22 protein-coding genes, 4 tRNA genes, 1 pseudogene and 1 riboswitch are annotated in these 23896 nt (G+C 74.6%); of the genes and pseudogenes, 8 read left to right on the top strand and 19 right to left on the bottom strand.

Annotated elements, in window-relative coordinates:
• Positions 1–12: 12 nt before the first annotated feature.
• The 13 genes from ribH to CK505_RS10380 form a co-directional block, all read right to left on the bottom strand.
• The gene (ribH, locus tag CK505_RS10320) at positions 13–492 is read right to left on the bottom strand and encodes a 6,7-dimethyl-8-ribityllumazine synthase (protein ID WP_017833947.1); all 480 of its coding nucleotides are present in this window, start codon (positions 490–492) and stop codon (positions 13–15) included.
• Complete coding sequence (locus tag CK505_RS10325) at positions 489–1274, bottom strand: GTP cyclohydrolase II (RefSeq protein ID WP_095651011.1); 786 nt, start codon at positions 1272–1274, stop codon at positions 489–491. Before CK505_RS10325 ends, ribH begins: the two co-directional genes overlap by 4 nt.
• Positions 1271–1945, bottom strand: coding sequence for a 3,4-dihydroxy-2-butanone-4-phosphate synthase (gene ribB, locus CK505_RS10330; RefSeq protein ID WP_126347014.1), 675 nt, complete (start codon positions 1943–1945; stop codon positions 1271–1273). The genes CK505_RS10325 and ribB overlap by 4 nt, the downstream gene beginning before the upstream one ends.
• A complete protein-coding gene (locus CK505_RS10335; protein WP_095651012.1) occupies positions 1945–2622 on the bottom strand; it encodes a riboflavin synthase in 678 nt (225 codons plus the stop codon). Before CK505_RS10335 ends, ribB begins: the two co-directional genes overlap by 1 nt.
• Positions 2623–2702: 80 nt before the next feature.
• Entirely contained in the window at positions 2703–3761 is a 1059-nt protein-coding gene (gene ribD, locus CK505_RS10340) for a bifunctional diaminohydroxyphosphoribosylaminopyrimidine deaminase/5-amino-6-(5-phosphoribosylamino)uracil reductase RibD (protein ID WP_035924014.1), read from the bottom strand.
• A gap of 117 nt (positions 3762–3878) precedes the next feature.
• A riboswitch (FMN riboswitch) is annotated at positions 3879–4042 on the bottom strand.
• Positions 4043–4097: 55 nt separating this feature from the next.
• A complete protein-coding gene (rpe, locus tag CK505_RS10345) occupies positions 4098–4763 on the bottom strand; it encodes a ribulose-phosphate 3-epimerase (RefSeq protein WP_095651013.1) in 666 nt (221 codons plus the stop codon).
• A gap of 31 nt (positions 4764–4794) precedes the next feature.
• Complete coding sequence (locus CK505_RS10350; RefSeq protein WP_095651014.1) at positions 4795–6384, bottom strand: RsmB/NOP family class I SAM-dependent RNA methyltransferase; 1590 nt, start codon at positions 6382–6384, stop codon at positions 4795–4797.
• Entirely contained in the window at positions 6381–7304 is a 924-nt protein-coding gene (gene fmt, locus CK505_RS10355) for a methionyl-tRNA formyltransferase (RefSeq protein WP_095651015.1), read from the bottom strand. The genes CK505_RS10350 and fmt overlap by 4 nt, the downstream gene beginning before the upstream one ends.
• A gap of 34 nt (positions 7305–7338) precedes the next feature.
• Positions 7339–7911: a peptide deformylase gene (def, locus tag CK505_RS10360; RefSeq protein WP_035924017.1), complete on the bottom strand. Its 573-nt coding sequence runs from the start codon at positions 7909–7911 to the stop codon at positions 7339–7341.
• A 74-nt stretch (positions 7912–7985) separates the two neighbouring features.
• A complete protein-coding gene (locus CK505_RS10365; protein ID WP_035924018.1) occupies positions 7986–8840 on the bottom strand; it encodes a hypothetical protein in 855 nt (284 codons plus the stop codon).
• 164 nt (positions 8841–9004) lie between these two features.
• Positions 9005–9079 (bottom strand) — tRNA-Val (locus CK505_RS10370).
• 50 nt (positions 9080–9129) lie between these two features.
• Positions 9130–9200, bottom strand: a tRNA-Cys gene (locus CK505_RS10375).
• A gap of 60 nt (positions 9201–9260) precedes the next feature.
• Positions 9261–9333, bottom strand: a tRNA-Gly gene (locus CK505_RS10380).
• A gap of 298 nt (positions 9334–9631) precedes the next feature.
• Here CK505_RS10380 and CK505_RS10385 point away from each other — a divergent pair.
• Positions 9632–9703 (top strand) — tRNA-Val (locus tag CK505_RS10385).
• A gap of 124 nt (positions 9704–9827) precedes the next feature.
• Here the strand turns inward: CK505_RS10385 and zapE are convergent.
• The gene (gene zapE / locus CK505_RS10390; protein ID WP_017834193.1) at positions 9828–10889 is read right to left on the bottom strand and encodes a cell division protein ZapE; all 1062 of its coding nucleotides are present in this window, start codon (positions 10887–10889) and stop codon (positions 9828–9830) included.
• A gap of 280 nt (positions 10890–11169) precedes the next feature.
• Between zapE and CK505_RS10395 the strand changes: the two genes are divergently transcribed.
• Genes CK505_RS10395 through ybaK form a run of 3 tightly spaced genes read left to right on the top strand, consistent with a single transcriptional unit; the run spans position 11170 to position 13038 of the window.
• Positions 11170–12078: a sulfurtransferase gene (locus CK505_RS10395; protein WP_095651016.1), complete on the top strand. Its 909-nt coding sequence runs from the start codon at positions 11170–11172 to the stop codon at positions 12076–12078.
• Positions 12075–12530 (top strand): SufE family protein, encoded by a 456-nt coding sequence (locus CK505_RS10400; protein ID WP_035924019.1) that lies wholly within the window; start codon positions 12075–12077, stop codon positions 12528–12530. Before CK505_RS10395 ends, CK505_RS10400 begins: the two co-directional genes overlap by 4 nt.
• A 16-nt stretch (positions 12531–12546) precedes the next feature.
• Positions 12547–13038, top strand: coding sequence for a Cys-tRNA(Pro) deacylase (gene ybaK, locus CK505_RS10405; protein ID WP_095651017.1), 492 nt, complete (start codon positions 12547–12549; stop codon positions 13036–13038).
• Positions 13039–13063: 25 nt separating this feature from the next.
• Here ybaK and CK505_RS10410 read toward each other — a convergent pair whose 3' ends face one another.
• A complete protein-coding gene (locus CK505_RS10410; RefSeq protein WP_035924021.1) occupies positions 13064–14377 on the bottom strand; it encodes a S9 family peptidase in 1314 nt (437 codons plus the stop codon).
• 168 nt (positions 14378–14545) lie between these two features.
• Between CK505_RS10410 and msrB the strand changes: the two genes are divergently transcribed.
• The 3 genes from msrB (at position 14546) to CK505_RS10425 (ending at position 17151) form a co-directional block, all read left to right on the top strand.
• Positions 14546–14980 (top strand): peptide-methionine (R)-S-oxide reductase MsrB, encoded by a 435-nt coding sequence (msrB, locus tag CK505_RS10415; RefSeq protein ID WP_017834188.1) that lies wholly within the window; start codon positions 14546–14548, stop codon positions 14978–14980.
• A gap of 103 nt (positions 14981–15083) precedes the next feature.
• Complete coding sequence (locus CK505_RS10420) at positions 15084–15752, top strand: DUF3000 family protein (RefSeq protein ID WP_095651018.1); 669 nt, start codon at positions 15084–15086, stop codon at positions 15750–15752.
• A 103-nt stretch (positions 15753–15855) separates the two neighbouring features.
• Positions 15856–17151, top strand: coding sequence for an HRDC domain-containing protein (locus tag CK505_RS10425; protein ID WP_095651019.1), 1296 nt, complete (start codon positions 15856–15858; stop codon positions 17149–17151).
• A gap of 130 nt (positions 17152–17281) precedes the next feature.
• Here the strand turns inward: CK505_RS10425 and CK505_RS18885 are convergent, their stop codons facing one another.
• A complete protein-coding gene (locus tag CK505_RS18885) occupies positions 17282–17725 on the bottom strand; it encodes a hypothetical protein (protein WP_017834185.1) in 444 nt (147 codons plus the stop codon).
• Between the two features lie 246 nt (positions 17726–17971).
• Between CK505_RS18885 and CK505_RS10435 the strand changes: the two genes are divergently transcribed.
• Positions 17972–18409: a Rieske (2Fe-2S) protein gene (locus tag CK505_RS10435; protein WP_095651020.1), complete on the top strand. Its 438-nt coding sequence runs from the start codon at positions 17972–17974 to the stop codon at positions 18407–18409.
• A 7-nt stretch (positions 18410–18416) separates the two neighbouring features.
• On the opposite strand, the gene dxs is transcribed toward CK505_RS10435, so the two are convergent.
• The 3 genes and pseudogenes from dxs to CK505_RS10450 form a co-directional block, all read right to left on the bottom strand.
• Positions 18417–20456, bottom strand: a complete 2040-nt coding sequence (dxs, locus tag CK505_RS10440) for a 1-deoxy-D-xylulose-5-phosphate synthase (protein ID WP_017834183.1) — start codon at positions 20454–20456, stop codon at positions 18417–18419.
• 167 nt (positions 20457–20623) lie between these two features.
• Complete coding sequence (locus CK505_RS10445; RefSeq protein ID WP_095651021.1) at positions 20624–23449, bottom strand: aconitate hydratase; 2826 nt, start codon at positions 23447–23449, stop codon at positions 20624–20626.
• Between the two features lie 143 nt (positions 23450–23592).
• A pseudogene (locus CK505_RS10450) lies at positions 23593–23896 on the bottom strand (class I SAM-dependent RNA methyltransferase); the annotation flags it as partial.

The following is a 23896-nucleotide window of genomic DNA, read 5'->3' on the forward strand; positions in this document are numbered from 1 at the left end:
GCGGGACGGGGCTCAGACCCCGAGGGAGCGCAGCAGCAGCGCGGTGCGCACCGCGGCGGCCGTGGCCTCGTAGCCCTTGTCCTCCTGGGAGCCCTCGAGCCCGGCGCGGTCCAGGCCCTGCTGCTCGGTGTCGCACGTGAGCACGCCGAAGCCCACGGGCACGCCGGTGCGCACCGACACGTCCGTGAGGCCCTGCGTGGCCGCCGAGCACACGTAGTCGAAGTGCGGGGTGCCGCCGCGCACGACCACGCCGAGGGCCACCACGGCGTCGAGGCCCGGGGCGAGGCGGGCCGCGGCGACGGGCAGCTCGAAGCTGCCGGGCACGCGCACGACCGGCGCGTCCCGCACGCCGGCGTCGGCGAGCGCGCGGCGGGCGCCGTCGACCAGCCCGTCCATGATCTCGGTGTGCCAGCTGGAGGCGACGACGGCGACGCGCAGGCCGCTCGCGTCGTCGGTGCTGAGGTCGATGTCGGGGGCGCCGTGTCCGCTCATGGGGTGTGGTCTCCTGTGCCGTTGGTGGTGCTGTCGGTGGTGCTGTCGGTGGTGCTGTCGGTGGTGCTGTCGTACGTGCGGTCGGTCGTGCTGTCGGTGCTGCGGTCGGCCCGGCCGCCGGGCTCCGCCGCGGGGCCGCGGTGGGCGGTGGGGTCGTCGACGTGGCGCAGGCGGTGCCGCATGCGGTCCCGCTTGGTGACGAGGTAGTCGTGGTTCTCCGGGCGGGCCGGCACCTCGTTGGGCACCATGGCGACCACCTCGATCCCCAGGTCGGCCAGGCGCTCGGCCTTGGCGGGGTTGTTGCTCAGCAGCCGGATCCGGGTCAGCCCGAGCCGGTGCAGGATGGCCGCCGCGGCGGTGTAGTCCCGGGCGTCGGCGGGCAGGCCGAGCAGCTCGTTCGCCTCGACCGTGTCCGCCCCGCCGTCCTGGAGCTTGTAGGCGCGCAGCTTGTTCACCAGCCCGATCCCCCGGCCCTCGTGGTTGCGCAGGTAGATGAGGGTGCCGCCGTCGTCGGAGATCCGGCGCAGCGCCAGGTGCAGCTGGGGCCCGCAGTCGCACCGGTAGGAGCCGAAGACGTCCCCCGTGAGGCACTCGGAGTGCAGCCGCACGAGCGGGGGCCGGCCCACGGGCACGCGGTCCGAGGAGGGCGCGGTGAGGCTGAGGTGCTCGGCGACCGCGTCCCCGGGCCCGCCCGGCAGCTGCCAGCCGATGACCTCGAACCGGCCCTCGGGCGTGGGCACCACCACGGGCTCGGAGCTGACCAGGGGGGCGTCCGGCCTCATCGGCGGTCCTCCTGCAGCTGCGCCGCCAGGTCCTCGATGCTCACGAGCGGGATGCCGTGCCGGTCGGCGAAGGCGCGCAGGGCGGGCAGCCGCATCATCTCGCCCTCGTCGTGGACGAGCTCGGCGATCACGCCGACCGGCTCGAGCCCGGCGAGGGAGCACAGCTCGACGGCGGCCTCGGTGTGCCCGCGTCGCACGGCGACCCCGCCCTCGGCGGCCCGGAGGGGCAGCACGTGCCCGGGCCGGGTGATGTCCCCGGGCCCGGCCGCGGGGTCGGCCAGCACCCGGGCGGTGAGCGCGCGGTCGGCGGCGCTGATGCCGGTGCTCACCCCGAGGCGGGCGTCGCACGTGACGGTGTAGGCGGTGCCCTTCGAGTCCTCGTTGACGTCGACCATCGGGGGCAGCCGCATCGCGTCGGCCCGCGCCCCGGTCATGGGCACGCACACGACGCCGGAGCTGTGCCGGATGGTGAAGCCCATCAGCGCGGGCGTGGCGTGCTCGGCCGCGAAGACGATGTCGCCCTCGTTCTCCCGGTCGGCGTCGTCCACGACGACGACGGGCCGGCCCTGGGCCATGGCCTCGACGGCCGCCCCCACGGGGTCGAGCCGGATCTCCCCGGTCGCCCCGTCGCCCCCGCGGCCGGTCCCCTCGTGGGTGCTGCTGGTCCGCATCATGCTCCTTCTCCTGCCGTGGTCCGGGCCGTCTCCGGCGCCGGGGTGCTGTCGGTCCGGGCGAAGGCCAGCAGGCGCTGGGCGTACTTCGCGAGGACGTCGACCTCGAGGTTGACGGACGCGCCGACGGGGCGGCGTCCGAGGGTGGTCTCGGCGAGGGTGGCCGGGATGAGCCCGACCTCGAACCAGTGCTCCCCGGCACCGGGGGCGCTGACCGCCGTCACCGTGAGGGACACGCCGTCCACGGCGACCGACCCCTTCTCGGCGAGGAACGGGGCGAGCTCGGCGGGCACGGCGACCCGGACCCGCTCCCACTCCCCCAGGTCCTCGCGGACCGTGACCGTGCCCGTGCCGTCGACGTGGCCCTGGACCACGTGCCCGTCCAGCCGCCCGCCGGCGGGCACGCAGCGCTCCAGGTTCACGGTGTCCCCGGCGGCCAGCGCCCCGAGGTTGGTGCGCACGAGCGTCTCGCCGATGACGTCGGCCAGGAACTGCCCGGGGCCGATCTCCTCGGTGCGCGTGGCCGTGAGACAGACCCCGTTGACGGCGAGGGAGCCGCCGTGCGGCAGGTCGGCCACGAGCGGGCCGGCGTCCACGAGGAGGCGGGCGCTCGTGCCGTCGGGGCGGGGGTCGACCGAGCGCACGGTGCCCTGGCCGGCGACGATTCCTGTGAACATGCGGTGCTACCTCTGTCTCTGTCCTGGTCTCTGACTCTGTCTGTCTGTCTGTCGGTCGGTCTTCGGGGCCGGCGGTCCGCTCAGTCCGGCGGGACGGGCCGCAGGTGGATCCACAGGTCGGGGCCGAGCTGCTGCACGGGCCCGCCGCCGGCGGGGTCGAGCCGCCACCGGGAGGCGTCCGCGAGGGTGCCGATGCCCAACTCCTCGAAGGCGGGCCGTCCCGCCCCGAGCACGAGGGGCGCCTGGTAGAGGCTGAGCTCGTCGACGAGCCCCGCGCGCAGGAAGCCGGCGGCGACGGTGGCCCCGCCCTCGATCAGCACGTGGCGCACGCCGGCGTCGTAGAGCTCGGCCAGGGCGGAGTGGGGGTCGTGGGTGGCGACGTGCCGGAACCGCCCGTCGGTCCCGCGGATCGCGGCGTCCCGGGGCACGGGGCGCAGGCCCATGGCCACGCGCAGGGGCTGCCGCGGGACCACGCCGCCGTCGCCGGTGCGGGCGGTGAGCCGGGGGTCGTCGGCCAGGACCGTGCCGCTGCCCACGAGGACCGCGTCGGCGCGGGCGCGCAGGTCGTGCCCGTGCTCGCGGGCCGACGACGACGTGATCCACCGGCTGGTCCCGTCCGCGGCGGCGATCCGGGCGTCTAGGCTCTGGGCGACCTTCAGGGTCACGAACGGGCGCTGGGCGCGCACGGTCTCGCCCCAGCGGTCGTTGAGCCGCTCGGCGTCCTCGGCCAGCAGCCCCGAGCGGACCTCGAGGCCCGCGGCGCGCAGGGTGGCGGCTCCGCCGGCGGCGGCGGCGGTGCGGTCGGGGGCGCCGTAGACCACGCGGGGCACACCGGCCTCCACGATCGCCTCGGCGCACGGGCCGGTGCGGCCCCAGTGGTTGCACGGCTCGAGGGTGACGTACATGGTGGTGCCCCGGAGGTCGGTGCCGGCGGACCCGGCGCGCTCCAGGACGTCGACCTCGGCGTGGACGGTGCCCGCCCCGCGGTGGTGGCCGACGTGCAGGATCCGCCCCTCGGCGTCGACGAGGACGGCTCCGACGAGGGGGTTGGCCCCGCGCGGGCCGCGCGCCGCCGCGTGCAGGGCGGTCCGCATGACCGAGCGCTCGGCGTCGTCGCCGGTCCGGTGCTGCGGGTCCATCACGTCGTCCTTTCCCGGGGCGGAACCGGGGCGCAGGACAACGGTGCCGCCGTCGGGACCCACGGGTCCGGACGGCGCCGTGGCGGGTGCCGTCGACGGCGCGCCACGAGGGCCGTTGAACGTGTTGCCTTCCATCCAGACTGTGACTGTCGGTACCGGAGTTCCACCGGTTCGGCCGGGCGACCCGTCGGTGCGGGCGCTGGGCGCCCGCAGGGACGTGGTCGTCCGGTTCGCGGACTGTGACCGCCGGTTCGGACTTCCACCGACCCCGGAACACGTTGTTCGTGCCCCGATTATGTCACAGGGCGTGCCCGCGGCGGCCCGCGGCCGGCCGGCTCAGGACTGCGCGGAGCGGGCCGCCCCGCGCAGGGCCGTGATCGCGGCCCCGGGGTCCTCCGCGCCGTAGACGGCGGAGCCCGCCACGAACGTGTCGGCCCCGGCCTCCGCGGCCCGCACGATGGTCTCCTCGGTGATCCCGCCGTCCACCTGCAGCGCCACCCGTCCCCCGCCGACCCGGATCGCCTCGGCGGCCCGGCGGATCTTCGGCAGCGTGACGTCGAGGAAGGCCTGGCCGCCGAAGCCGGGCTCCACCGTCATGACCAGGAGCATGTCCAGCTCGGGCAGCAGGTCGAGGTACGGCTCCACGGGGGTCGCGGGGCGCAGGGCCATCCCGGCGCGGGCGCCGTGGGCGCGCAGCTCGCGGGCCAGCTTCAGCGGGGCGCGCGCGGCCTCGGCGTGGAAGGTGACCGACTCGCAGCCGAGCTCGGCGTAGCCCGCGGCCCAGCGGTCCGCGTCCTCGATCATCAGGTGCACGTCCAGCGGGAGGGGGCTGACGGCGAGGATCCGTTCCACGAGGGGCATGCCCAGCGTCAGGTTCGGGACGAAGTGGTTGTCCATGACGTCCACGTGCACGGCGTCGGCGGCGGCGATCCGGCCCAGCTCGGTCTCGAGGTTGACGAAGTCGGCGGAGAGGATCGAGGGGTGGATGCAGGTGCGGGGCACGGGGACTCCTGGTGGTCGGGCGGTCGGGGGCTCAGCGCTTGCGCAGCAGGGCCAGGAACATGGCGTCCGTGCCGTGGACGTGCGGCCACAGCTGGACGGTCGCGGGGCCGGCGTCCCCCGCCCACGGGCGGGACGGGTCGCGGTCCCCGTCGAGGCTGCCGGGCAGGGCCGCGGCCCGGACCGGCGCCAGGGCGTCGACCAGCTCGGCGTCCTCGCGGCGGGCCAGCACGTCCTGGACCACGGCGAGGGTCTCGGCCGCGTGCGGGGAGCAGGTCGCGTAGGCGACCAGGCCGCCGGGGCGGGCGACGTCCAGGGCGGCGTGCAGCAGCTCCCGCTGCAGCGGCCCGAGCTCCGCCAGGTCGCGAGGGGTGCGCCGCCAGCGCGACTCCGGGCGGCGGCGCAGCGCCCCGAGGCCGGTGCACGGGGCGTCGACGAGGACCCGGTCGAAGCCGGCCTCCTCGACGGGGCGGCCGCCGAGCAGCTCGTCGGCGGCGCGCCCGTCCCCCGTGCGCACCGTCCAGGCGCGCTCCGGGACCGGCCGCAGGGCCCGGCGCACGAGCTCGGCCCGGTGCGGGGCCACCTCGTTGGCCGTCAGGTGCGCCCCCTGCCGGTCGGCGAGCGCCGCCAGCAGGGCCGCCTTCCCGCCCGGGCCGGCGCACAGGTCCAGCCAGCGCCCGCCCCCGGCGCCGCCGTCGGCGTCCTGGCCGGCGGCGAGCAGGGCGCGGGCGACGAGCTGGGACCCGGCGTCCTGGACGCGGACCCCGCCCTCCCGGACGGAGGCGAGCCGGTGCAGGTCGCCGCCGCTGCTCAGCGCCGAACCCGAGACGAGCGTCCCCTGCTCCGCGCCGGCGGCGAGGGCCTCGTCGAGGTCGCCGAGACCGGGCAGGGCCACGAGGTTGACCACGGGGGCGGCGTTGTCCGCCTCGAGCAGCGCCTCGAGCTCGGCGGCGTCCCGCCCGTGGGCGGTGAGCGCCTGGCGCAGGGCCCGGACCACCCACGCCGGGTGGGCGTGGGCCAGGCCCAGGCGGGCGGTCTCGTCGACGGCCTCGGCGGTCAGCTCCGCGATCCACGCGGGCAGGTCCCGGGCCGCGACCTTGCGCAGCACCGCGTTGACGAGCCCGCCGGGGCCCGCGCCGATGACGGCCCGGACGAGGCCCACCGTCTGGTCGAGGGCCGCGTGGTCGGGCACCCGCATCGCGAGCAGCTGGTGGGTGCCCAGGCGCAGGGCGTCCAGCACCGCGCCGTCGAGCTCGCCCAGGGGCCGGTCGACGCACCGTGCCAGCACGGCGTCCCAGGTGCCCTGCCAGCGCAGCGCCCCGTAGGCCAGCTCCGTGGCGAAGCCCGCGTCCCGCCGGTCCAGGCGGTGGGCCCGGACCAGCTTGGGGAGCACGAGGTTGCCGTAGGCGCCCTCCTCGGACACCGCGCGCAGGGTCTCGAACGCCGCCAGCCGGGCCGGATCGGCCCGCCGCGTGCGCCCCGCGGGCGCCGACGAGGAGAAGGCGCGGTCGGACTGCGCCCGCCGGTTGCGCTCGTGGCCCCTCGCGCTGCGCCGCGGGCCTCCCGGTCGCCGGTCGCGGTCGCCCCGCCGGTCTCCGCCCTGCCTGTCCTCGTGCCCGCTCACTGGAACACCACTTCCTCTTCCGTGCTGCGGCCCCGCGCCCAGGCGGTGGCCTCCATGGTCTTCTTCCCCGCCGGCTGCACCCGGGTGAGCTGGACGGCGTACGAGCCCGTGCCCACGAGCACGGCGTCCCCGCGCAGGACGCACCGGCCCGGGGCGAGATCCCGGACGTCGGGCCGGGGCAGCACGAGGTCGAGCTTGAGCCGGCGCTCGTCGAGCCGGGTCCACGCCCCGGGCTCGGGGGTCGCCCCGCGCACCCGGTGGGCCACGGCCACGGCGGGGTCCGACCAGCGGACCCGCCCGTCCTCGGCGGTGAGCTTCGGGGCGTGGGTCACGTCGCCCTGCTGCGGGGCCGGGCGCGCGGAGCCGTCGACCACGGCGCGCAGGGAGTCCGCCAGCAGCGGCGCCGCGGTGCGGGACAGGCGCTCCAGGACCGTCCCGGCCGTGTCGTCGGGACGGACCTCGTCGGTCATCGTGCCGAGGACGGGCCCGGTGTCCAGGCCGGCCTCCAGCAGGAAGGTGCTGGCCCCGACCACCGTGTCCCCGGCCATGAGGGCCCGCTGGACGGGGGCGGCGCCGCGCCACTGCGGCAGCAGGGAGAAGTGCAGGTTGATCCAGCCGTGCGGCACGGCGTCCAGGGCCGCCTGCGGGACCAGGGCCCCGTAGGCGACGACGGCGGCGACGTCCGCGCCCAGCCCCCGGATCCGCTCGGCCAGCTCGGCGTCCACCCGGTTGGCCTTGAGCACGGGCAGGCCCCGCCGCCCGGCCTCCTCGGCCACGGGCGAGGGGGTGAGCACCTTCTTGCGACCCACGGGGGCGTCGGTGCGGGTGAGGACGGCCACGATCTCGACGTCGGGCCGCTCGGCCAGGTGGACCAGGGGCGGCACGGCGACGGACGGCGTGCCGGCGTAGAGGATCTTCACGGCTCTCCTGACGGGTGGGGACGGGGGGCGGGATTCAGGCCGGGCCGGCGCCGAAGGAGCCGGCGCCGAAGGAGGTGCCCACGTGCGCGGCGCGCTGCCCGGCCACGCCGCGCACCACGCCGTCGTAGCCGGCGGCGCGGATGGCCCGCATCGCGTCCCGCTTCTCGGCGCCGGTCAGCCGGTCGACGTAGAGCCGCCCGTCCAGGTGGTCGGTCTCGTGCTGCAGGCAGCGCGCCAGCAGGCCCGTGCCCTCGACGGTCACGGGGGCGCCGTGCTGGTCCAGGCCGGTGACCCGGGCCCAGTTCCGGCGCGGGGTGTCGTAGGCCAGTCCCGGGACGGAGAGGCAGCCCTCGCCGCCCTCCTGGGGCTCCTCGCCCACCTCCAGGACCGGGTTGACCACGTGTCCCGCGCCGCCCTCGACCGCCCAGGTGAACAGCCGCACGCTGACGCCCACCTGGGGCGCGGCGAGGCCGACGCCGCCGACGTCCAGCATCGTCTCGTGCATGTCGGCGACGAGCCGGCGCAGGGCGTCGTCGAAGGCCGTGACCTCCTCCGCGCGGGTGCGCAGGACGGGATCACCGATGGTGCGGATGGGCAGGACGGACATGGCGGGACCTCGCTCTCGACCCGGCAAGTCTACGGGCCGCCCGTCCCCCCGCGGGCACGCGGGGCGCTCCCGGCCTACGCCTGCTCGCGCAGCGGCGGGGGCGGCACGGGGCGCAGGGCGGGGCCGGCCGCGGCGAGGGCCGTCTCCTGGGTCCACAGCCGGTGCAGGGCGCAGAACTTGTACCAGTGCTGCTCGAGCACCGCCGGGACGGCCTGCACGGGCACGACCTCTGTCTCGCCGACCGCCACGCCCAGCAGCAGGTCCGCGCCGCCGTACGCCCACGGCTCCCAGGTGCCGGCGTCCGCGTCCACGAGGGACTCCTCCGCCTTGAGCCCGGCCACGAGCTGGGTCACGACCTTGGGGTCCAGGGACTTCACGCGCCCGTCCCGGTCCGTGCCCTTCGTCTTGTAGTCGATCAGGCACACCTTGCCCGCGATCCGGGCCACGAGGTCGAGGGTCCCCGCGTAGCCCACGGTGGAGTTCCACACCGTGACCTCCACGGCCAGCGGCTCGGGGGCGTAGAGGTCCCACCACTCGTCGAAGCGCGAGGCGAAGCGCTCCTCGCCGTGCTCGGCCAGCGCGGCCCGCGCCTCCGCGGCCCGGTGGGGCCGGCCGAGGGCCCGCAGGGCGATCTGCTCGGCGTAGGTGTGCACGCGGTCCCCGCGCGCCGCGGCCTCGTCGCGGTGCCGCTCGGCGGCCTTGGCCGCGTCGCGCACCACGGCGCGCAGCTGTGCCGGCGAGCCCAGGGCCGCGCGCAGCCGGTCGTCCCGCACGGCGGCCTGCGCGGCGGAGTAGCCGTACCACCCGTCCAGGTCCGTGGCGGCCCGGGAGAGGACCGTGGTGATGGAGGGGACGGTCGCCTGGTCCGCCACGGACCTCGCGTACATCCGCCCGTACTCGGTCTGTTCCGCCAGCCTGGGCTGTGTCACGCTGCTCGTCGCCTCTCCCTCGCCTCGCCCCGGGGCCCGGGGCGGTCCCGGTGCTCCGGGTCCTGCCCCGCAGGCTACCGACCGCCTCGGACACGGCGCCCGCCGGGCGGTGCCGTGTCCGGGCACGACGAAGGCCCCGGCTCGTGGAGCCGGGGCCTTCCAGGTGGTGCGCGATACTGGGATCGAACCAGTGACCTCTTCCGTGTCAGGGAAGCGCGCTACCGCTGCGCCAATCGCGCTCGACCGGCGGTTCCCGAGGGAGACCGTCAAGCGTGGTGGGTGTGCACCGAGGTGGAGACGGGATTCGAACCCGCGTAGACGGCTTTGCAGGCCGCTGCCTAACCACTCGGCCACCCCACCGGGACCTGGTCCTTGCGGACAGGGCCGTCGGTCACGACATCGTTCATGCCGATCACTGCGAGCGGACGACGGGAGTCGAACCCGCGACATCCACCATGGCAAGGTGGTGCTCTACCAGCTGAGCTACGTCCGCATGTCTTGCTTCGGTCGATCTCTCGATCTTCCGATCAGGAACTCTAGCACAACCGTTCCGGCGGTGTTCGCGCCGGTCCGGGGCGTGCAGGCGTCGACGGGATCGGTGTCCTGGGCGGCCTCGCAGCCGCTCCGCTCGCCGGAACCCGTCGGTGTTCCTGACAGGTGGAGACTTTACGGGACCCTTTTCCGAAACGCCAAATCCCCCGGGGAGCCGCGGCGCGGTGGGTGCCGGCGGACCGTGCCCGCCCCCGAATTGGCCCGCGGCCGGGATGTGGGTTATGGTTTTCGAGCAGTGAGCGCGATTGGCGCAGTGGTAGCGCGCTTCGTTCACACCGAAGAGGTCACTGGTTCGAACCCAGTATCGCGCACGAGCAGTGCACAGAGGGCCCCGGCTGGAATTCCAGCCGGGGCCCTCTGTCGTCGTCGGTGCGCCCTGACGACGCGCGGGCCCGTCCCTCCGGGCGCCGCGGCGCCCGGAGGGGGTGCGGGCGCTCAGACCGCGGAGACGTCCCCGAGGATGCCCTCGCGGGCCAGCGCCGTGAGGCGGGAGACGGCGCGGAAGTACTTCTTCTGGTAGCCGCCGGCCATCATCTCGGCCGTGAAGACCTCGTCGAAGGGCCGGCCGGAGGCGATGATCGGCAGGTTCTTGTCGTAGAGCCGGTCCGCCAGCACCACGAAGCGCAGGGCGACGGCCTGCTGCTCGATGGTGTGCACGTCGCGCCAGACCACGGCGTCGATCCCCTCGAGGAGCTTGCGGTACCGGGAGGGGTGCACGCTCGCGAGGTGCTCCACGAGGTCGGCGAACCGGTCGGCGGCCACGACGCGGCCCGGGAAGTGCTCCTCCACGGCCCGGTCGAGCTCGCCGTCGGACAGCGGCGCCGGGGCCTGCGGCAGGCCCCGGTGGCGGAAGTCCTCGCCGTCGATGCGCAGCACCTCGAACTGGTCGGCCAGCACCTGGATCTCCCGCTGGAAGTCCTGCGCGGCGAAGCGGCCCTCGCCGAGCGATCCGGGCAGGGTGTTGGACGTCGCCGCGATCCGCACGCCGGAGTCGGCGAGCTCGCGCATCAGCCGGGACATGAGGACCGTGTCCCCGGGGTCGTCGAGCTCGAACTCGTCGATGCACACGAGGCTGTAGGCGCTCAGGGCGTCGACGGCCTTGCGGAAGGTCAGGGCCCCCACGAGGTTGGTGTACTCCACGAAGGTGCCGAACGCCTTGGGACCGGGGACCGCGTGCCACAGGGACGCGAGCAGGTGGGTCTTGCCCACCCCGAAGCCGCCGTCGAGGTAGATCCCCGTCCGGACCTCGTCCTTGCGGGGGCCCCCGCCGAAGAGCTTCGTGAAGAACCCGCCGCCGGAGCCGGTCGAGCGGTTGACGGACTCCGCGAACTTCCGCAGTTCCCGCACCGCCTCCGCCTGGGACGGCTGCTGCGGGTCGGGGCGGTAGGTGTCGAACGAGACCTCCCCGAAGCGCTCCGAGGGCCGGAACGCCGACAGCAGTTCGTCGGCCGACACCTGGGGGCGCCGCTCGGTGAGGTGTTCGATCTGGATGCTCACTTGGGAGACCTCTCTGTCCGCCGCGCCCGGCGGTTCGCTGGTTCGGCGCGCCGAGCGGCGCACGCGCGTGCTCCGGCGATTTTACCGGCTCCCCGTCGCCCGGGACGCGCCCGCCGCGTCATCAGGGCGGCGGCACCGCCGCGACGGGGTCGCGGCAGGGCCGGGCCGGGGCCCCGGCGGCTCCCCGGCGGGGGCGGTCCGCCGCCGGGACCACTACCCTGGAGGGGAAGCCGGTCCGCGAGGACCCGTTCCCCTGATCCCCACCCCGGAAGGAGTCCCCATGGGCGTTGCCGTGGAGAACAACGAAGAATTCGCGCAGTACGCGCACCCCGAACGACTCGTGTCCACCCAGTGGGTCGCCGAGCACCGGGACGACCCCGGGGTCGTCGTGGTCGAGTCGGACGAGGACGTCCTGCTCTACGAGACCGGCCACGTGCCCGGCGCCGTGAAGATCGACTGGCACACCGACCTGAACCGTCCCGACACCCGGGACTACGTCGACGCCGCGGAGTTCGCCGAGCTCATGGCGCGCAAGGGCATCTCCCGCGACACCACAATCGTGGTCTACGGGGACAAGTCCAACTGGTGGGCCGCCTACGCGCTGTGGGTGTTCGAGCTGTTCGGCCACCCGGACGTGCGGCTCATGAACGGCGGGCGGGACAAGTGGGTCGCCGAGGGCCGTGAGCTGTCCACGGAGAAGGTCGTGCCCGAGCGCGCCGACTACCCCGTGGTCGAGCGCGACGACGCCCCGATCCGCGCCTTCCAGGAGGACGTGCTGGCCCACCTGGGCGAGGAGCCGCTGATCGACGTCCGGTCCCTGCCGGAGTACACGGGCGAGCGCACGCACATGCCCGAGTACCCCCAGGAGGGCACGCTGCGCGGCGGGCACATCCCGACCGCGGCGTCCGTGCCGTGGGCGCGGGCCGCCGCCGAGGACGCCACGTTCCGCTCGCGCGAGGAGCTCGAGGCGATCTACCGCGACGAGGTCGGGCTCTCCCCCGACGACGACATCATCGCGTACTGCCGCATCGGCGAGCGCTCCAGCCACACGTGGTTCGTGCTCAAGCACCTGCTGGGCTACGACAGGGTCCGCAACTACGACGGCTCCTGGACCGAGTGGGGCAACTCCGTGCGCGTGCCGATCGTCCGCGGCGAGGAGCCCGGCGAGGTCCCGGGGTCGGCCCGATGAGCGGGGCCCTGCCCGCCCAGCTCGAGGAGCTCGTCGCGGACTTCACCGCCGTGCCGCAGGAGGACAAGCTCGAGCTGCTGCTCGACTTCTCCCGCTCCCTGCCGGCGCTGCCGGACCGCCTGGGCGAGCACCCGGAGGAGCTCGAGCAGGTGGTCGAGTGCCAGTCGCCGCTGTTCCTGACCGTCGAGTGGGAGGAGGGCGCCGTCCCCGGCCCCGGCGCCCCGGTGCGGCTGTTCTTCTCCGCCCCGGCGGAGGCCCCGACCACCCGCGGCTTCGCCTCGATCCTGCACGAGGGCCTCGATGGGCTCCCGGCCCAGCAGGTCCTGGACGTCCCCGACGACCTGCCGGAGCGCTTCGGGCTCACCCAGCTGGTCTCGCCCCTGCGGATGCGCGGGATGTCCGCGATGCTGGCCCGGATCAAGCGGCGCGTCCGCGAGCTCCAGGACGCCTGAGGCCCCGGGCCCCGGCATGGCGAAGGCGTCCCGCGGGGCGGGCCCCACCGCAGCCGTCGCGCTCCTGGCGCGGGAGCGCGTGGCCTTCACCGTGCACGAGTACGCCCACGACCCTGCGGCCGCGTCCTACGGGCTGGAGGCCGCCGCCGCGCTGGGGCGCGACCCGGGCCAGGTGTTCAAGACGCTGCTGGTCGTGCACGAGCGGGACTGGGCGGTCGCGGTGCTGCCCGTCTCCGCGCGGCTGTCCCTGCGCGCGGCCGCGGCCGCCCTGGGCTGGAAGCGGGCCGCCCTGGCCGAGCCCCGGCTCGCGGAGCGGCGCACCGGCTACGTGGTGGGCGGGATCTCGCCCCTCGGGCAGAAGACACCCTCCCCCACCCTGCTCGACGACTCCGCGGAGGCATGGCCCACGGTCCTCGTCTCCGGCGGGCGGCGCGGGCTCGACGTCGAGCTGCCCCCGGCCGAGCTGCTGCGGCTCACGGGCGGGCGCACCGCCGCGCTGCGCTCCTGACCCGCGCCGCGGTCCGGACCGGACCTCAGCTCCGCTGCGCGCGCACGGGCCCGAGGGTCCTGGCGTCCTGGGCCAGCCGGGCGGGCAGCCAGCGCCGCACGGCGTCCTCCCAGCGCTGCGGGTCCACGTTCCACTCCTTGGTGTGCCGGGCGCGGGCGAAGGGCACGAACTCCACGAGCCGGTTGAGCTCCGCGAGCCGGCGGGAGCTGGCGGCCGGGACGAACTCGTCGTCCACGGAGTGCAGCACCAGGGTGGGCGTGCGCAGGTGCTCGGACCGGGAGAGCCAGTCGAGGGCCTGGAGGTCCACCGGAGCGGCGAGACCGGTCAGCATCCGCCCCGCCGGGTGGGAGATCAGGTTCGTGGCCAGCCGGCCGATCCCCGAGGGGATCCGGCGGGAGCGGGAGTGGTGGGCGATCAGCTCGAACCAGTCGACCACCGGGCCGGTGAGCACGAGGGCCGCGATGTCGTCCCGGTAGAAGGACAGGTCGGCCGTCTGCAGCGAGATCGCCCCGCCCATGGACCAGCCGAAGAGCACGATCTGGGTGGCGCCGCGGGATTTCGCGTAGCTGATCGCCGTCTGCACGTCCTTCCACTCCGTGAAGCCCAGCCCGTACCGGAAGTCGTGCGTGGGCGGCGCCTCCCGGTCGTTGCGGTAGGAGATCAGCAGTGAGGTCAGCCCGAGCTCCCGCGCCACCGGCACGGCACGGACCGTCTCCATCCGGTTGGCGCCGCGCCCGTGCACCATGATCGCCCACGGACCCGGGAGCACCCGGGGCCGCTCACCCTCCGGGGTCGGCCCGCCCTCCGCGGGGACCACCCAGCAGGGCGCCGGCCCGACCTCGATCGGGATCTCCACCTCCTCGAACGGCAGGCCCGCCGCCCCGGGGTCCGGGTAGACCGTCCCGGACCAGAAGCCGCGGGTCGCCCGGGAGAGGTCCCCCGAGTAGACCTCCTCGACCACCCGGGTCACGGTGCCCTCCCGGGGGGAGTAGGAGCGGATGGCGCCGATCCGGGCGTGACCGCGGCCCGCGTCGAAGCGCAGGCTGTAGGTCCCCGCCACGGTCGTGTCCACCGTGGCGGGGAGCCGCACGAGCGTCGTCGCGGACGGGTCGCCGTCCTCGCCGGTACGGGTGACGCCGAGGATCTGCAGGTCCTCGGAGCGGTACTTCGGCGGGACCACCACCTGCCGCGCGAAGTAGGCGGCCGCCGCGCTCGAGAGCCCGAAGGACAGGGACGCCGCCCCCACCGTGACGGCCGCGCCCACCACGGCGCCGCGCGCCCACTGCGTCGCGGACTGGGGCTCGGGGGCGGCGGGGACCGGCAGGGGGCGACGGGGCATGCCCCCCAGTCTTCCACGCAGCCCGGGCATAACCGGGAGGGACGCGTCGTTGTGCTGGCCGGGCGGTCCGCGCCCCGCAGGCCCCGCGCCGCCCCGTGCGGACCGCCGGGCGGGCCCCGTGCGGGGACCGCCGCCCGGAGCACCGACCACATCCCGGAGGATCACACCATGAGCGAGACCACCAGGCACGGCGACCGCCCCGACGCCACCGGACGGACCGAGGAGGACTGGCGCTCCATCCTGTCCCCGGAGGAGTACCACGTGCTGCGCGAGGCGGGCACGGAGCGGCCCTTCACCGGCGAGTACTGGGAGACGAAGGCCGAGGGCGTCTACGAGTGCCGCGCGTGCGGGGCGGAGCTCTTCCGCTCCGACACCAAGTTCGACGCGCACTGCGGCTGGCCCTCCTTCTACGCGCCGCTGGCCGAGGACCGGGTCCGCTACATCAAGGACACCGCCCTGGGCATGGAGCGGGTGGAGGTCCGGTGCGCCGCCTGCGACTCGCACATGGGCCACGTCTTCGGCGGCGAGGGCTTCCCGACCCCCACGGATCTCCGGTACTGCATCAACTCCGTCTCCGTCCGCCTCGTGCCCGCCGGCTCCTGAGCGGTCCCGCCCGGACGGGACCGGGGTGACCGGGACCACGCCGATCGCGCGCTCGCGGCGTGGCACGAGGGGCCGGGACGCCCCGACGGCCTACCCTTCCAGTGTGAGCGCGGTGAACGGCCTGACCGAGGTGTACCAGGACTTCCAGGACGCCCTCGAGCAGCTGCGCCGCACCGGCCACCGGGAGGGCGTCGAGCTCACGGCGATCCCGGCCCCGACGCACCTCGCGCCGTTCGCGGCCGCGGTGCGCGCCGAGGTGCGGCGACCGCCCGCACCGTCCCGCGCCCCGGCCCTCACGGCCGGTCCGGCAGCGGCGCAGGACGCCGGCACGGCCGCCGTCCCGAACCGGGCGCCCGGCGCCCCGGAGGACGAGCTCGCCACGGGACGCTTCGTGCTCCTGCACGACCCGTCCGAGCCGACGGCGTGGGGCGGACCGTTCCGCATCGTCACCTGGGCCCGCGCGGCCGCGAGCCGCGAGATCGGCTGCGACGACACGGCGGGCGCGAACGCGTGGACCTGGCTCCTCGAGGCCCTGGAACGCCACCGGGCCGGATATTCTCGGGAGGGCGGCACCGCGTCCCGGGTCCTCGCCGAGGGCTTCGGTCTGCTCGGCGACCAGGAGGAGGGGGCCGACGTCGAGCTGCGGGCCTCCTGGACGCCCGACGGCTCCGACGTGGCACCGCACCTGGCGGCCTGGGCCGACACGGTCTGCACCTTCGCGGGCCTGCCGCCGTACCCCCGGGGCGTGACCGTGCTGCACCCGCGCCGCTGACCACCGAACCGACCGCGCCCCGCCGGGGCCGACACAGAATCGAAGACGCTCCTTGACCAGCCCAGCCGACCGCCGATCCGCGCCCGACGAGCCCTCGACCCCCGTGGTCGCCGGCTTCGAGGACTTCGAGATCCCCGACAGCGTCCACCTCGCGGCGCCGTTCGACGGGATCCCTCCCGTCATCGACACCGTGGCAGGACTGGAGCGGGCCGCCGCCGCCGTCGCCGCGGGCTCCGGCCCGGCGGCGATCGACACCGAGCGGGCGTCGGGCTTCCGCTACGGGCAGCGCGCCTTCCTCGTGCAGCTGCGGCGCGAGGGCGTGGGCACCGTGCTGATCGACCCGGAGGCCACCGGTTCGCTGGCCGTGCTGGGCGAGGCGCTCTCCGGCGTCGAGTGGGTGCTGCACGCCGCCACCCAGGACCTGCCCTCCCTGCGCGCCCTCGGCATGGAGCCGGACCGGCTCTTCGACACCGAGCTGGGCGGGCGCATCGCCGGGCTCCGGCGCGTGGGCCTGGCCGCGGAGACGGAGGAGCTGCTGGGCTACACGCTGGCCAAGGAGCACTCCGCCGTGGACTGGTCGAAGCGGCCCCTGCCGAGGGACTGGCTGAACTACGCCGCGCTCGACGTGGAGATGCTCATCCAGCTGCGCTGGGCCATGGAGGAGCTGCTGCGGGAGAAGGGCAAGCTGGACTGGGCGCTCCAGGAGTTCGAGGCCGTGCGCACCGCCGAGCCCGCTCCCCCGCGCCAGGACCCGTGGCGCCGGACGTCGGGGATCAACAAGGTGAAGGGCCGGCGCCAGCTCACCGCGCTGCGCGGGCTGTGGGAGGAGCGGGAGCGGCTCGCCCAGCACAAAGACGTCGCCCCCGGCCGGCTGCTGCCCGACGCCGCCCTGGTCGCCGCCGCGGCCGCCATGCCGCGCACCGTGCCGCAGCTCCTCGACACCCCCGGCTTCCACGGCCGGCTCGCGGCGCGGGAGGCGCCCCGGTGGCTGCGGGCGATCGCCGAGGCCCGCACGGCCACGGAGCTCGTCCCCTTCACCGTGAAGTCCGACGCCCTGCCGCCCGTGAAGGCGTGGGAGGTCAAGCGCCCCGAGGCCGCAGCACGGCTGCGGGTCCTGAAGCCGCTCGTGGCCGAGCTCGCCGAGGCGCACGAGCTGCCCACCGAGAACCTGCTCACCCCCGAGCACCTGCGGCGCTTCTGCTGGCAGCCGCCGAAGAGCACCACCGACCAGGCGGTGGCGGACCGCCTGCGGGACCTCGGGGCGCGCCGGTGGCAGGTCGAGCTGACGGCCCCGGTCCTCGGCCCGGCCTGGCGGGAGCTACGGGCCCGCAAGCGCGCGGCGCGCCAGGTGGAGCGCGACCAGCCGCCGGCCGGGGACGAGGGCGAGCCCGCAGCGTGAGCCGCTCCCTCCGGGGACGGAGGAGGGGCCCCGGCCGACGGCCGGGGCCCCTCCTCCTGTGCGGGCCGGGCTCCGCTCGCCCCGCGGCCCGCGCCCTGCGGCAGCGGTGCTGCGGGCGGGCGCCGGCGGGTCAGTGCTGCGTGTCGCCGGGGGCCGGGTGCGGCTCGGCCGGGTCCAGGGGGCTCTCCGGGGTCACCGGCTTCGCGTCCTGCAGGTCGGCGTAACCGGTGGTCGAGGTCCCGGCGGTCGAAGCCCCCGTGGCGGCGGCACCGCTGGAGGATCCCGTGCCGGCCGAGGACCCGGAGACCTTCTCCTTGACGGACGAGGAGGCGTCGGCGGCCTTGGTGCCCACGGTGTCCGCCGCCTTCTTGGCGCTGTCGGCCAGCTTCCCGCCGACCACGGGCACCTCGGACTTCACCCAGTCGGTGCCCTCGGAGACCTTCTCCTGGACCTTGGGGTCGTGCCACGTCTTCACGGCGTTCTGCTTGAGGGCCTCGTAGCTCTTGCGGCCCGAGGCCGAGCCGACCACGAAGCCGACCCCGAACCCGGTGACGAAGATGAGTCGCTTGATCATGGTGCTGTCCTTCCGTCCGTCCCGGCGCGGCGGCCGGGCCCGAGGACGAGCCGGTCGTGCACGGCCCGTCCCGCTGACTGATGTCTTCATCATCCTACTGATGAACCGGCGCGGCGGACACCGGCCCCGTGCGGCTCCGCTCACAGCGATCACCGCACGGGGCGCCCTCGGGCAGGCAGCGCCCGGGGGTGGGGCCCGGCGCCTAGACTGACGGCGGACCCGCACCCCGCCGTCGAGAGGACCCCGATGCCCGAGCGCCCGACCACCCCGTCCGCCCCGTCCCGGCGCACGGTCCTCGGCCTGGCCGGGGCCGGCTCGACCGCGGCGCTCACCGCGTGCGCCGCCGACGCCCCGCCGTCGACGGGCGGCGGCCCCGCCCCCGCAGCGTCCGGCCCCGTGGACGCGGGCGCCCTCGAGGACCTGCCGGTGGGCTCAGCGGTGAAGTTCGACCGGGACGGCGTACAGGCCGTCGTGAGCCGCCCGGACCCGGACACGGTCGTCGCGTTCTCCCCCGTGTGCCCGCACCAGGGGTGCATGGTGGCCCCGCAGGAGGAGCTCTACGTCTGCCCGTGCCACTCCTCGCAGTTCGACCTCACGACCGGCGAGGTCCTGGCCGGACCCGCCGAGTCCGGGCTGGAGCCGTACCCCGCGAGCGTGGCGGACGGGCGGATCCTGCTCGGCTGAGCGGGGCTCAGCCCCGGTGCGACCGCGGCAGCGACGCCCCGCGGGCGTCCTCGGCCGTGTCGGGCACGGCACCCTGGCCGGCGGCCGCGCCCTGCACCGGGCGCGCGTAGGGCACCCGGGTGCCGAGCACGGAGGCCAGCGTGTCCTGGGCGACGCGCTGGGCGGTCAGGCCGACCCGCGCGAGGACCTGGGAGCGGGAGCCGTGCAGGAGGAACTCCGTGGGCAGCCCCACCTCGTTGAGGGCGGTGTCGACGCCCGCCGCCCGCATCTCCTGGCGGATCCGGGAGCCGATCCCGCCGGCGCGCACGCCGTCCTCGACGACCACCACGATCCGGTGCTGGGCGGCGAGCTCGATGACCGAGGCCGGCACGGGCAGCACCCAGCGGGGGTCGACCACGGTGGAGGTGACGCCGTGGGCCTCGAGCCGGTCGGCCACGTCCAGCGCCAGAGCGCTCATGGCGCCGACGGACACGAGCAGGACGTCCCGGCGGGCGCCCTCGGTCCCGCTCTCGCCGCCGCGGCGCGCGAGCACGTCCACCCCGTCCGCCAGCCGCTCGACGGCCGGGACGGGGGCGCCCACGGCGCCCTTGGGGTACCGGATGACGGTGGGGGCGTCGTCGACGGCCACCGCCTCGCGCAGCTCCTCGGTCAGAGTGGGCTCGTCGCGCGGTGCGGCCAGGTGGAGCCCGGGCACGATCTGGAGCAGCGCGAGGTCCCACATGCCGTGGTGGCTGGGGCCGTCCGGGCCGGTGACCCCGGCCCGGTCGAGGACGACCGTGACGCCGGCCCGGTGCAGCGCCACGTCCATGAGGAGCTGGTCGAAGCCGCGGTTGAGGAACGTCGCGTAGAGGGCCACCACGGGGTGGAGGCCGCCGTAGGCCATGCCGGCGGCCATGGCGATGGCGTGCTGCTCGGCGATGCCCACGTCCACGACCCGGTCGGGGTGGGCGGCCTGCATCTTCTGCAGCCCCACGGGGATGAGCATGGCGCCGGTGATGCCGACGACGTCCTCGCGCTCGTCGGCGATCCGGGCGATCTCGTCGCGGAACACAGCCGTCCAGCTGCGCTCGGAGCTCGTGGCCGTGGAGCGGCCGGTGACGGGGTCGATGACGCCCACGGCGTGGAACTGGTCGTCCACGTTCGCGGTGGCGGGCCCGTAGCCGTGGCCCTTCTCGGTGATCGCGTGCACGATGACCGGCCCGCCGTAGTTCTTGGCGTTGCCCAGGGCCTGCTCGACGGCTTCGAGGTCGTGCCCGTCGACGGGGCCGACGTACTTCATGCCGAGGTCCTCGAAGATGCCCTGGGGCACCACGACGTCCTTGATGCCCTGCTTCATCCCGTGCAGACCGCGGTAGAACATCTCCCCGACGGGGCCGGAGTGCTTCAGCAGGTCCTTCACGGTCTCGAGGGTCTGCTCGTAGCGGCGGTCGGTGCGCACGGCGTCCACGCCCTGCTGCACGCTGGCCTGGAGCTCCGCGAGGTGGTTGGCGAAGCCGCCGACGGTCGGGGCGTAGGAGCGGCCGTTGTCGTTGACCACGATGACGACCTTGCGGTCGCGGTCGGAGGCGATGTTGTTGACGGCCTCCCAGGCCATCCCGCCGGTGAGCGCCCCGTCCCCCACCAGCACCACCGTGTGCCGGTCGTGCTGACCGGTCATCGCGTAGCCGCGCGAGATGCCGTCGGCCCAGGACAGGGAGGAGGACGCGTGGGAGGACTCGACGATGTCGTGCTCCGACTCGCGCCGGTCCGGGTAGCCGGCGAGACCGCCCTCCTGGCGCAGGGTCTCGAAGTTCTTGCGGCCGGTGAGCAGCTTGTGCACGTAGGACTGGTGCCCGGTGTCGAAGACGACGGAGTCCTTGGGCGAGTCGAAGACCCGGTGCACCGCTAGGGTCAGCTCGACCACGCCCAGGTTGGGTCCCAGGTGGCCGCCCGTCGCGGAGACGTGGGTGACGAGGAACTCGCGGATCTCCTCGGCCAGCCGGCCCAGCTCCGCGCGGCTCAGTCCCGCGAGGTCCTCGGGCCCGGACACCCGCTCCAGCACGCTCATGGTTTCTCCCGCAGTCCTCGGCGTCGTGGTCGCTCGCGCCGTCGGTCCCGGGGGACCGGGGCGGCGCGCTCCCCCGATCCTACTCGTTCGCCCCGACAGGGCCGACGACGCGCAGGGGCCCGGTCCGTTCCCGGACCGGGCCCCGGCGTGCTGCGAACGCCCTGGGATCAGGACTTCGCGATGTTCCTGAGCACGTACTGCAGGATGCCGCCGTTGCGGTAGTAGTCCGCCTCGCCCGGCGTGTCGATGCGCAGGACCGCGTCGAACTCGACGGTGGAGCCGTCCTCCTTCGTGGCGGTGACCTTGAGCGTCTTCGGGGTGGTGCCCTCGTTGAGCCCGGTCACGCCCTGGATGTCGAAGGTCTCCGTGCCCTCCAGGCCGAGGGAGTCCGCGGACTCCCCGGCCGGGTACTGCAGCGGGAGCACGCCCATGCCGATGAGGTTCGAGCGGTGGATGCGCTCGTAGCTCTCGGCGATGACGGCCTTGACGCCCAGCAGGGAGGTGCCCTTCGCGGCCCAGTCGCGGGAGGACCCGGAGCCGTACTCCTTGCCGCCCAGCACGACCAGCGGGACGCCGGCCTCCTGGTAGTTGATCGAGGCGTCGTAGACGGCGGCCTGCGGGCCGCCCTCCTGCGTGAAGTCCCGGGTGAAGCCGCCCTCCACGCCGTCCAGGAGCTGGTTCTTGATCCGGATGTTGGCGAAGGTGCCGCGGATCATGACCTCGTGGTTGCCGCGGCGGGAGCCGTACGAGTTGAAGTCCTTGCGCTGGACCCCGTTCTCGATGAGGTACTTGCCGGCCGGGGTGTCGGACTTGAACGAGCCCGCCGGGGAGATGTGGTCGGTCGTGACCGAGTCGCCCAGCTTCAGCAGCACGCGGGCGCCCGTGATGTCCTCGACCGGGGTCGTCTCCATCGTCATGCCCTCGAAGTACGGGGGCTTGCGGACGTAGGTGGACTCGGGGTTCCACTCGAACGTCTTTCCGGTGGGGGTGTCCAGGTTCTGCCAGCGCTCGTCGCCGTCGAAGATGGTGCCGTACTCGCGGGTGAACATCTCCGTGTCGATGGACGCGTCGATGATCTTCTGCACCTCGGCCGGGTCCGGCCAGATGTCCTTGAGGTACACCTCGTTGCCGTCGGCGTCCTGGCCCAGGGACTCGCTCTCGAAGTCGAAGTCCATGTTGCCGGCCAGGGCGTAGGCGATGACCAGCGGCGGGGACGCCAGGTAGTTCATCTTCACGTCCGGGTTGATGCGGCCCTCGAAGTTGCGGTTGCCGGAGAGCACCGAGGTCACGGCCAGGTCGTTGTCCTGGATGGCCTGGGAGATCTCGTCCTCGAGGGGACCGGAGTTGCCGATGCAGGTGGTGCAGCCGTAGCCCACGATGAAGAAGCCGAGCTCCTCGAGCGCCGGCACCAGACCGGACTTCTCGTAGTAGTCGGTGACGACCTTCGAGCCCGGGGCGATCGAGGTCTTGACCCAGGGCTTGGCCTTGAGCCCCTTCTCGACGGCGTTGCGCGCCAGCACCGCGGCGGCCATCATGACCGACGGGTTCGAGGTGTTGGTGCACGAGGTGATCGACGCGATCGAGACCGCGCCGTGGTCGAGCTCGAACTCGCGGCCGTCGGGCATGGTCACGGGGACCTGCTTGCTCGGGCGGCCGTCCTCGGCGAAGGCGTGGTGCTCGCGCGGGCGGTCCGCCTCCGACTGGTGGTCGTCCGCGGTGTAGCCGGGGGCGTCCGAGGCCGGGAAGGACTGCGCCGCGACGTCGTCCACGGTGTCGCCGGAGGCGTTGTCGTCGACGTGCGTGGCGTAGTTCTTGATGTCCTCGTGGAACTGCGCCTTCGCGTCGGTGAGCGAGATGCGGTCCTGCGGCCGCTTCGGCCCGGAGATCGAGGGGACCACGGTGGAGAGGTCCAGCTCGAGGTACTCCGAGAAGGTGATCTCCTCGGACGGGTCGTGCCACATGCCCTGTTCCTTGACGTACGCCTCGACGAGGTCGATCTGCTCGTCGGAGCGGCCGGTCAGGCGCAGGTACTCGAGGGTGACGTCGTCGATCGGGAAGATCGCGGCGGTGGAGCCGAACTCGGGGCTCATGTTGCCGATGGTGGCGCGGTTGGCCAGGGGCACGGCGCCGACGCCCTCGCCGTAGAACTCGACGAACTTGCCGACCACGCCGTGCTCGCGGAGCATCTCGGTGATGGTCAGCACCACGTCGGTGGCGGTGGCCCCGGACGGGATCTGGCCGGTCAGCTTGAAGCCGACCACGCGCGGGATGAGCATGGAGATGGGCTGGCCGAGCATCGCGGCCTCGGCCTCGATGCCGCCCACGCCCCAGCCGAGCACGCCCAGGCCGTTCTCCATGGTGGTGTGCGAGTCGGTGCCCACGCAGGTGTCCGGGTAGGCGCGCAGCACGCCGTCGACCTCGCGGGTCATCACGACGCGCGCCAGGTTCTCGATGTTGACCTGGTGGACGATGCCCATGCCCGGGGGGACGACCTTGAAGTCGTCGAACGCCGTCTGGCCCCAGCGCAGGAACTGGTAGCGCTCCCCGTTGCGCTGGTACTCGATGTCCATGTTGATCCCGATCGAGTCCGAGGTCCCGAAGGAGTCGATCTGCACGGAGTGGTCGATCACGAGCTCGGCCGGGGCGAGCGGGTTCACGCGGGCGGGGTCGCCGCCGAGGTCCGCGATGGCCTCGCGCATCGTCGCGAGGTCCACGATGCAGGGCACGCCCGTGAAGTCCTGCATGATCACGCGACCCGGGGTGAACTGGATCTCGATGCTGGGCTCGGCCGTGGGGTCCCAGTTGGCCAGGGCCTCGATGTGCTCGGAGGTGATGTTGGCGCCGTCCTCGGTGCGCAACAGGTTCTCGAGCAGAACCTTCAGGCTGTACGGGAGCTTCTGCGCACCCTCCAGCGTGTTCAGTCGGAAAATCTCGTATTCGGTGCCTTTGACGTCGAGTACGCCCTTGGCCCCGAAGCTGTCCACTGTGCTCATATGCGTGGAACTCCTCTCGCCACCGTCTTGGAAACGCCCGCGGGAGGACACCGGCGAAGGGCCGGAGGTTCTCCCGTGAACAGTCATCCGCCAGTGTAGCCCGTGTGAGCCCGGTGACTCCGAACGACTCCCGGCGGTCGCCGTCACGCAGCGGGCGGCGGCGTCCGTCCGGGCTCCAGGACCGCCAGCGTCTCGACGTGATGGGTGTTCGGGTACATGTCGAAGGCGCGCACCGACCGCACGTGCCACCCGGCGCGGCGGAACCGGCCCAGGTCCCGCGCCAGCGTGGCCGGGTCGCACGCGAGGTAGACGATCCGGCGCGGGGCCAGCGCCACGAGCTGGTCCACGACGGTCCGCCCGGCGCCCGCCCGGGGCGGGTCCAGGACCACGACGTCGGGGCGGGCCGCGCCGCTCCGGGCCGGGCGGCCGCCCCGCGCCGGCCGGCGG

It is taken from the genome of Kocuria sp. WN036, assembly GCF_002287015.1.
Taxonomy (GTDB): Bacteria; Actinomycetota; Actinomycetes; order Actinomycetales; family Micrococcaceae; genus Kocuria; species Kocuria rosea.

What these genes read in the sequence shown, in the direction of transcription:
- ribH (WP_017833947.1), bottom strand. Translation starts at nt 492, where the DNA reads ATGAGCGGACACGGCGCCCCCGACATCGACCTCAGCACCGACGACGCG.
- CK505_RS10325 (WP_095651011.1), bottom strand. Translation starts at nt 1,274, where the DNA reads ATGAGGCCGGACGCCCCCCTGGTCAGCTCCGAGCCCGTGGTGGTGCCC.
- ribB (WP_126347014.1), bottom strand. Translation starts at nt 1,945, where the DNA reads ATGCGGACCAGCAGCACCCACGAGGGGACCGGCCGCGGGGGCGACGGG.
- CK505_RS10335 (WP_095651012.1), bottom strand. Translation starts at nt 2,622, where the DNA reads ATGTTCACAGGAATCGTCGCCGGCCAGGGCACCGTGCGCTCGGTCGAC.
- ribD (WP_035924014.1), bottom strand. Translation starts at nt 3,761, where the DNA reads ATGGACCCGCAGCACCGGACCGGCGACGACGCCGAGCGCTCGGTCATG.
- def (WP_035924017.1), bottom strand. Translation starts at nt 7,911, where the DNA reads ATGTCCGTCCTGCCCATCCGCACCATCGGTGATCCCGTCCTGCGCACC.
- CK505_RS10395 (WP_095651016.1), top strand. Translation starts at nt 11,170, where the DNA reads ATGGGCGTTGCCGTGGAGAACAACGAAGAATTCGCGCAGTACGCGCAC.
- CK505_RS10400 (WP_035924019.1), top strand. Translation starts at nt 12,075, where the DNA reads ATGAGCGGGGCCCTGCCCGCCCAGCTCGAGGAGCTCGTCGCGGACTTC.
- ybaK (WP_095651017.1), top strand. Translation starts at nt 12,547, where the DNA reads ATGGCGAAGGCGTCCCGCGGGGCGGGCCCCACCGCAGCCGTCGCGCTC.
- CK505_RS10410 (WP_035924021.1), bottom strand. Translation starts at nt 14,377, where the DNA reads ATGCCCCGTCGCCCCCTGCCGGTCCCCGCCGCCCCCGAGCCCCAGTCC.
- msrB (WP_017834188.1), top strand. Translation starts at nt 14,546, where the DNA reads ATGAGCGAGACCACCAGGCACGGCGACCGCCCCGACGCCACCGGACGG.
- CK505_RS18885 (WP_017834185.1), bottom strand. Translation starts at nt 17,725, where the DNA reads ATGATCAAGCGACTCATCTTCGTCACCGGGTTCGGGGTCGGCTTCGTG.
- CK505_RS10435 (WP_095651020.1), top strand. Translation starts at nt 17,972, where the DNA reads ATGCCCGAGCGCCCGACCACCCCGTCCGCCCCGTCCCGGCGCACGGTC.
- dxs (WP_017834183.1), bottom strand. Translation starts at nt 20,456, where the DNA reads ATGAGCGTGCTGGAGCGGGTGTCCGGGCCCGAGGACCTCGCGGGACTG.
- CK505_RS10445 (WP_095651021.1), bottom strand. Translation starts at nt 23,449, where the DNA reads ATGAGCACAGTGGACAGCTTCGGGGCCAAGGGCGTACTCGACGTCAAA.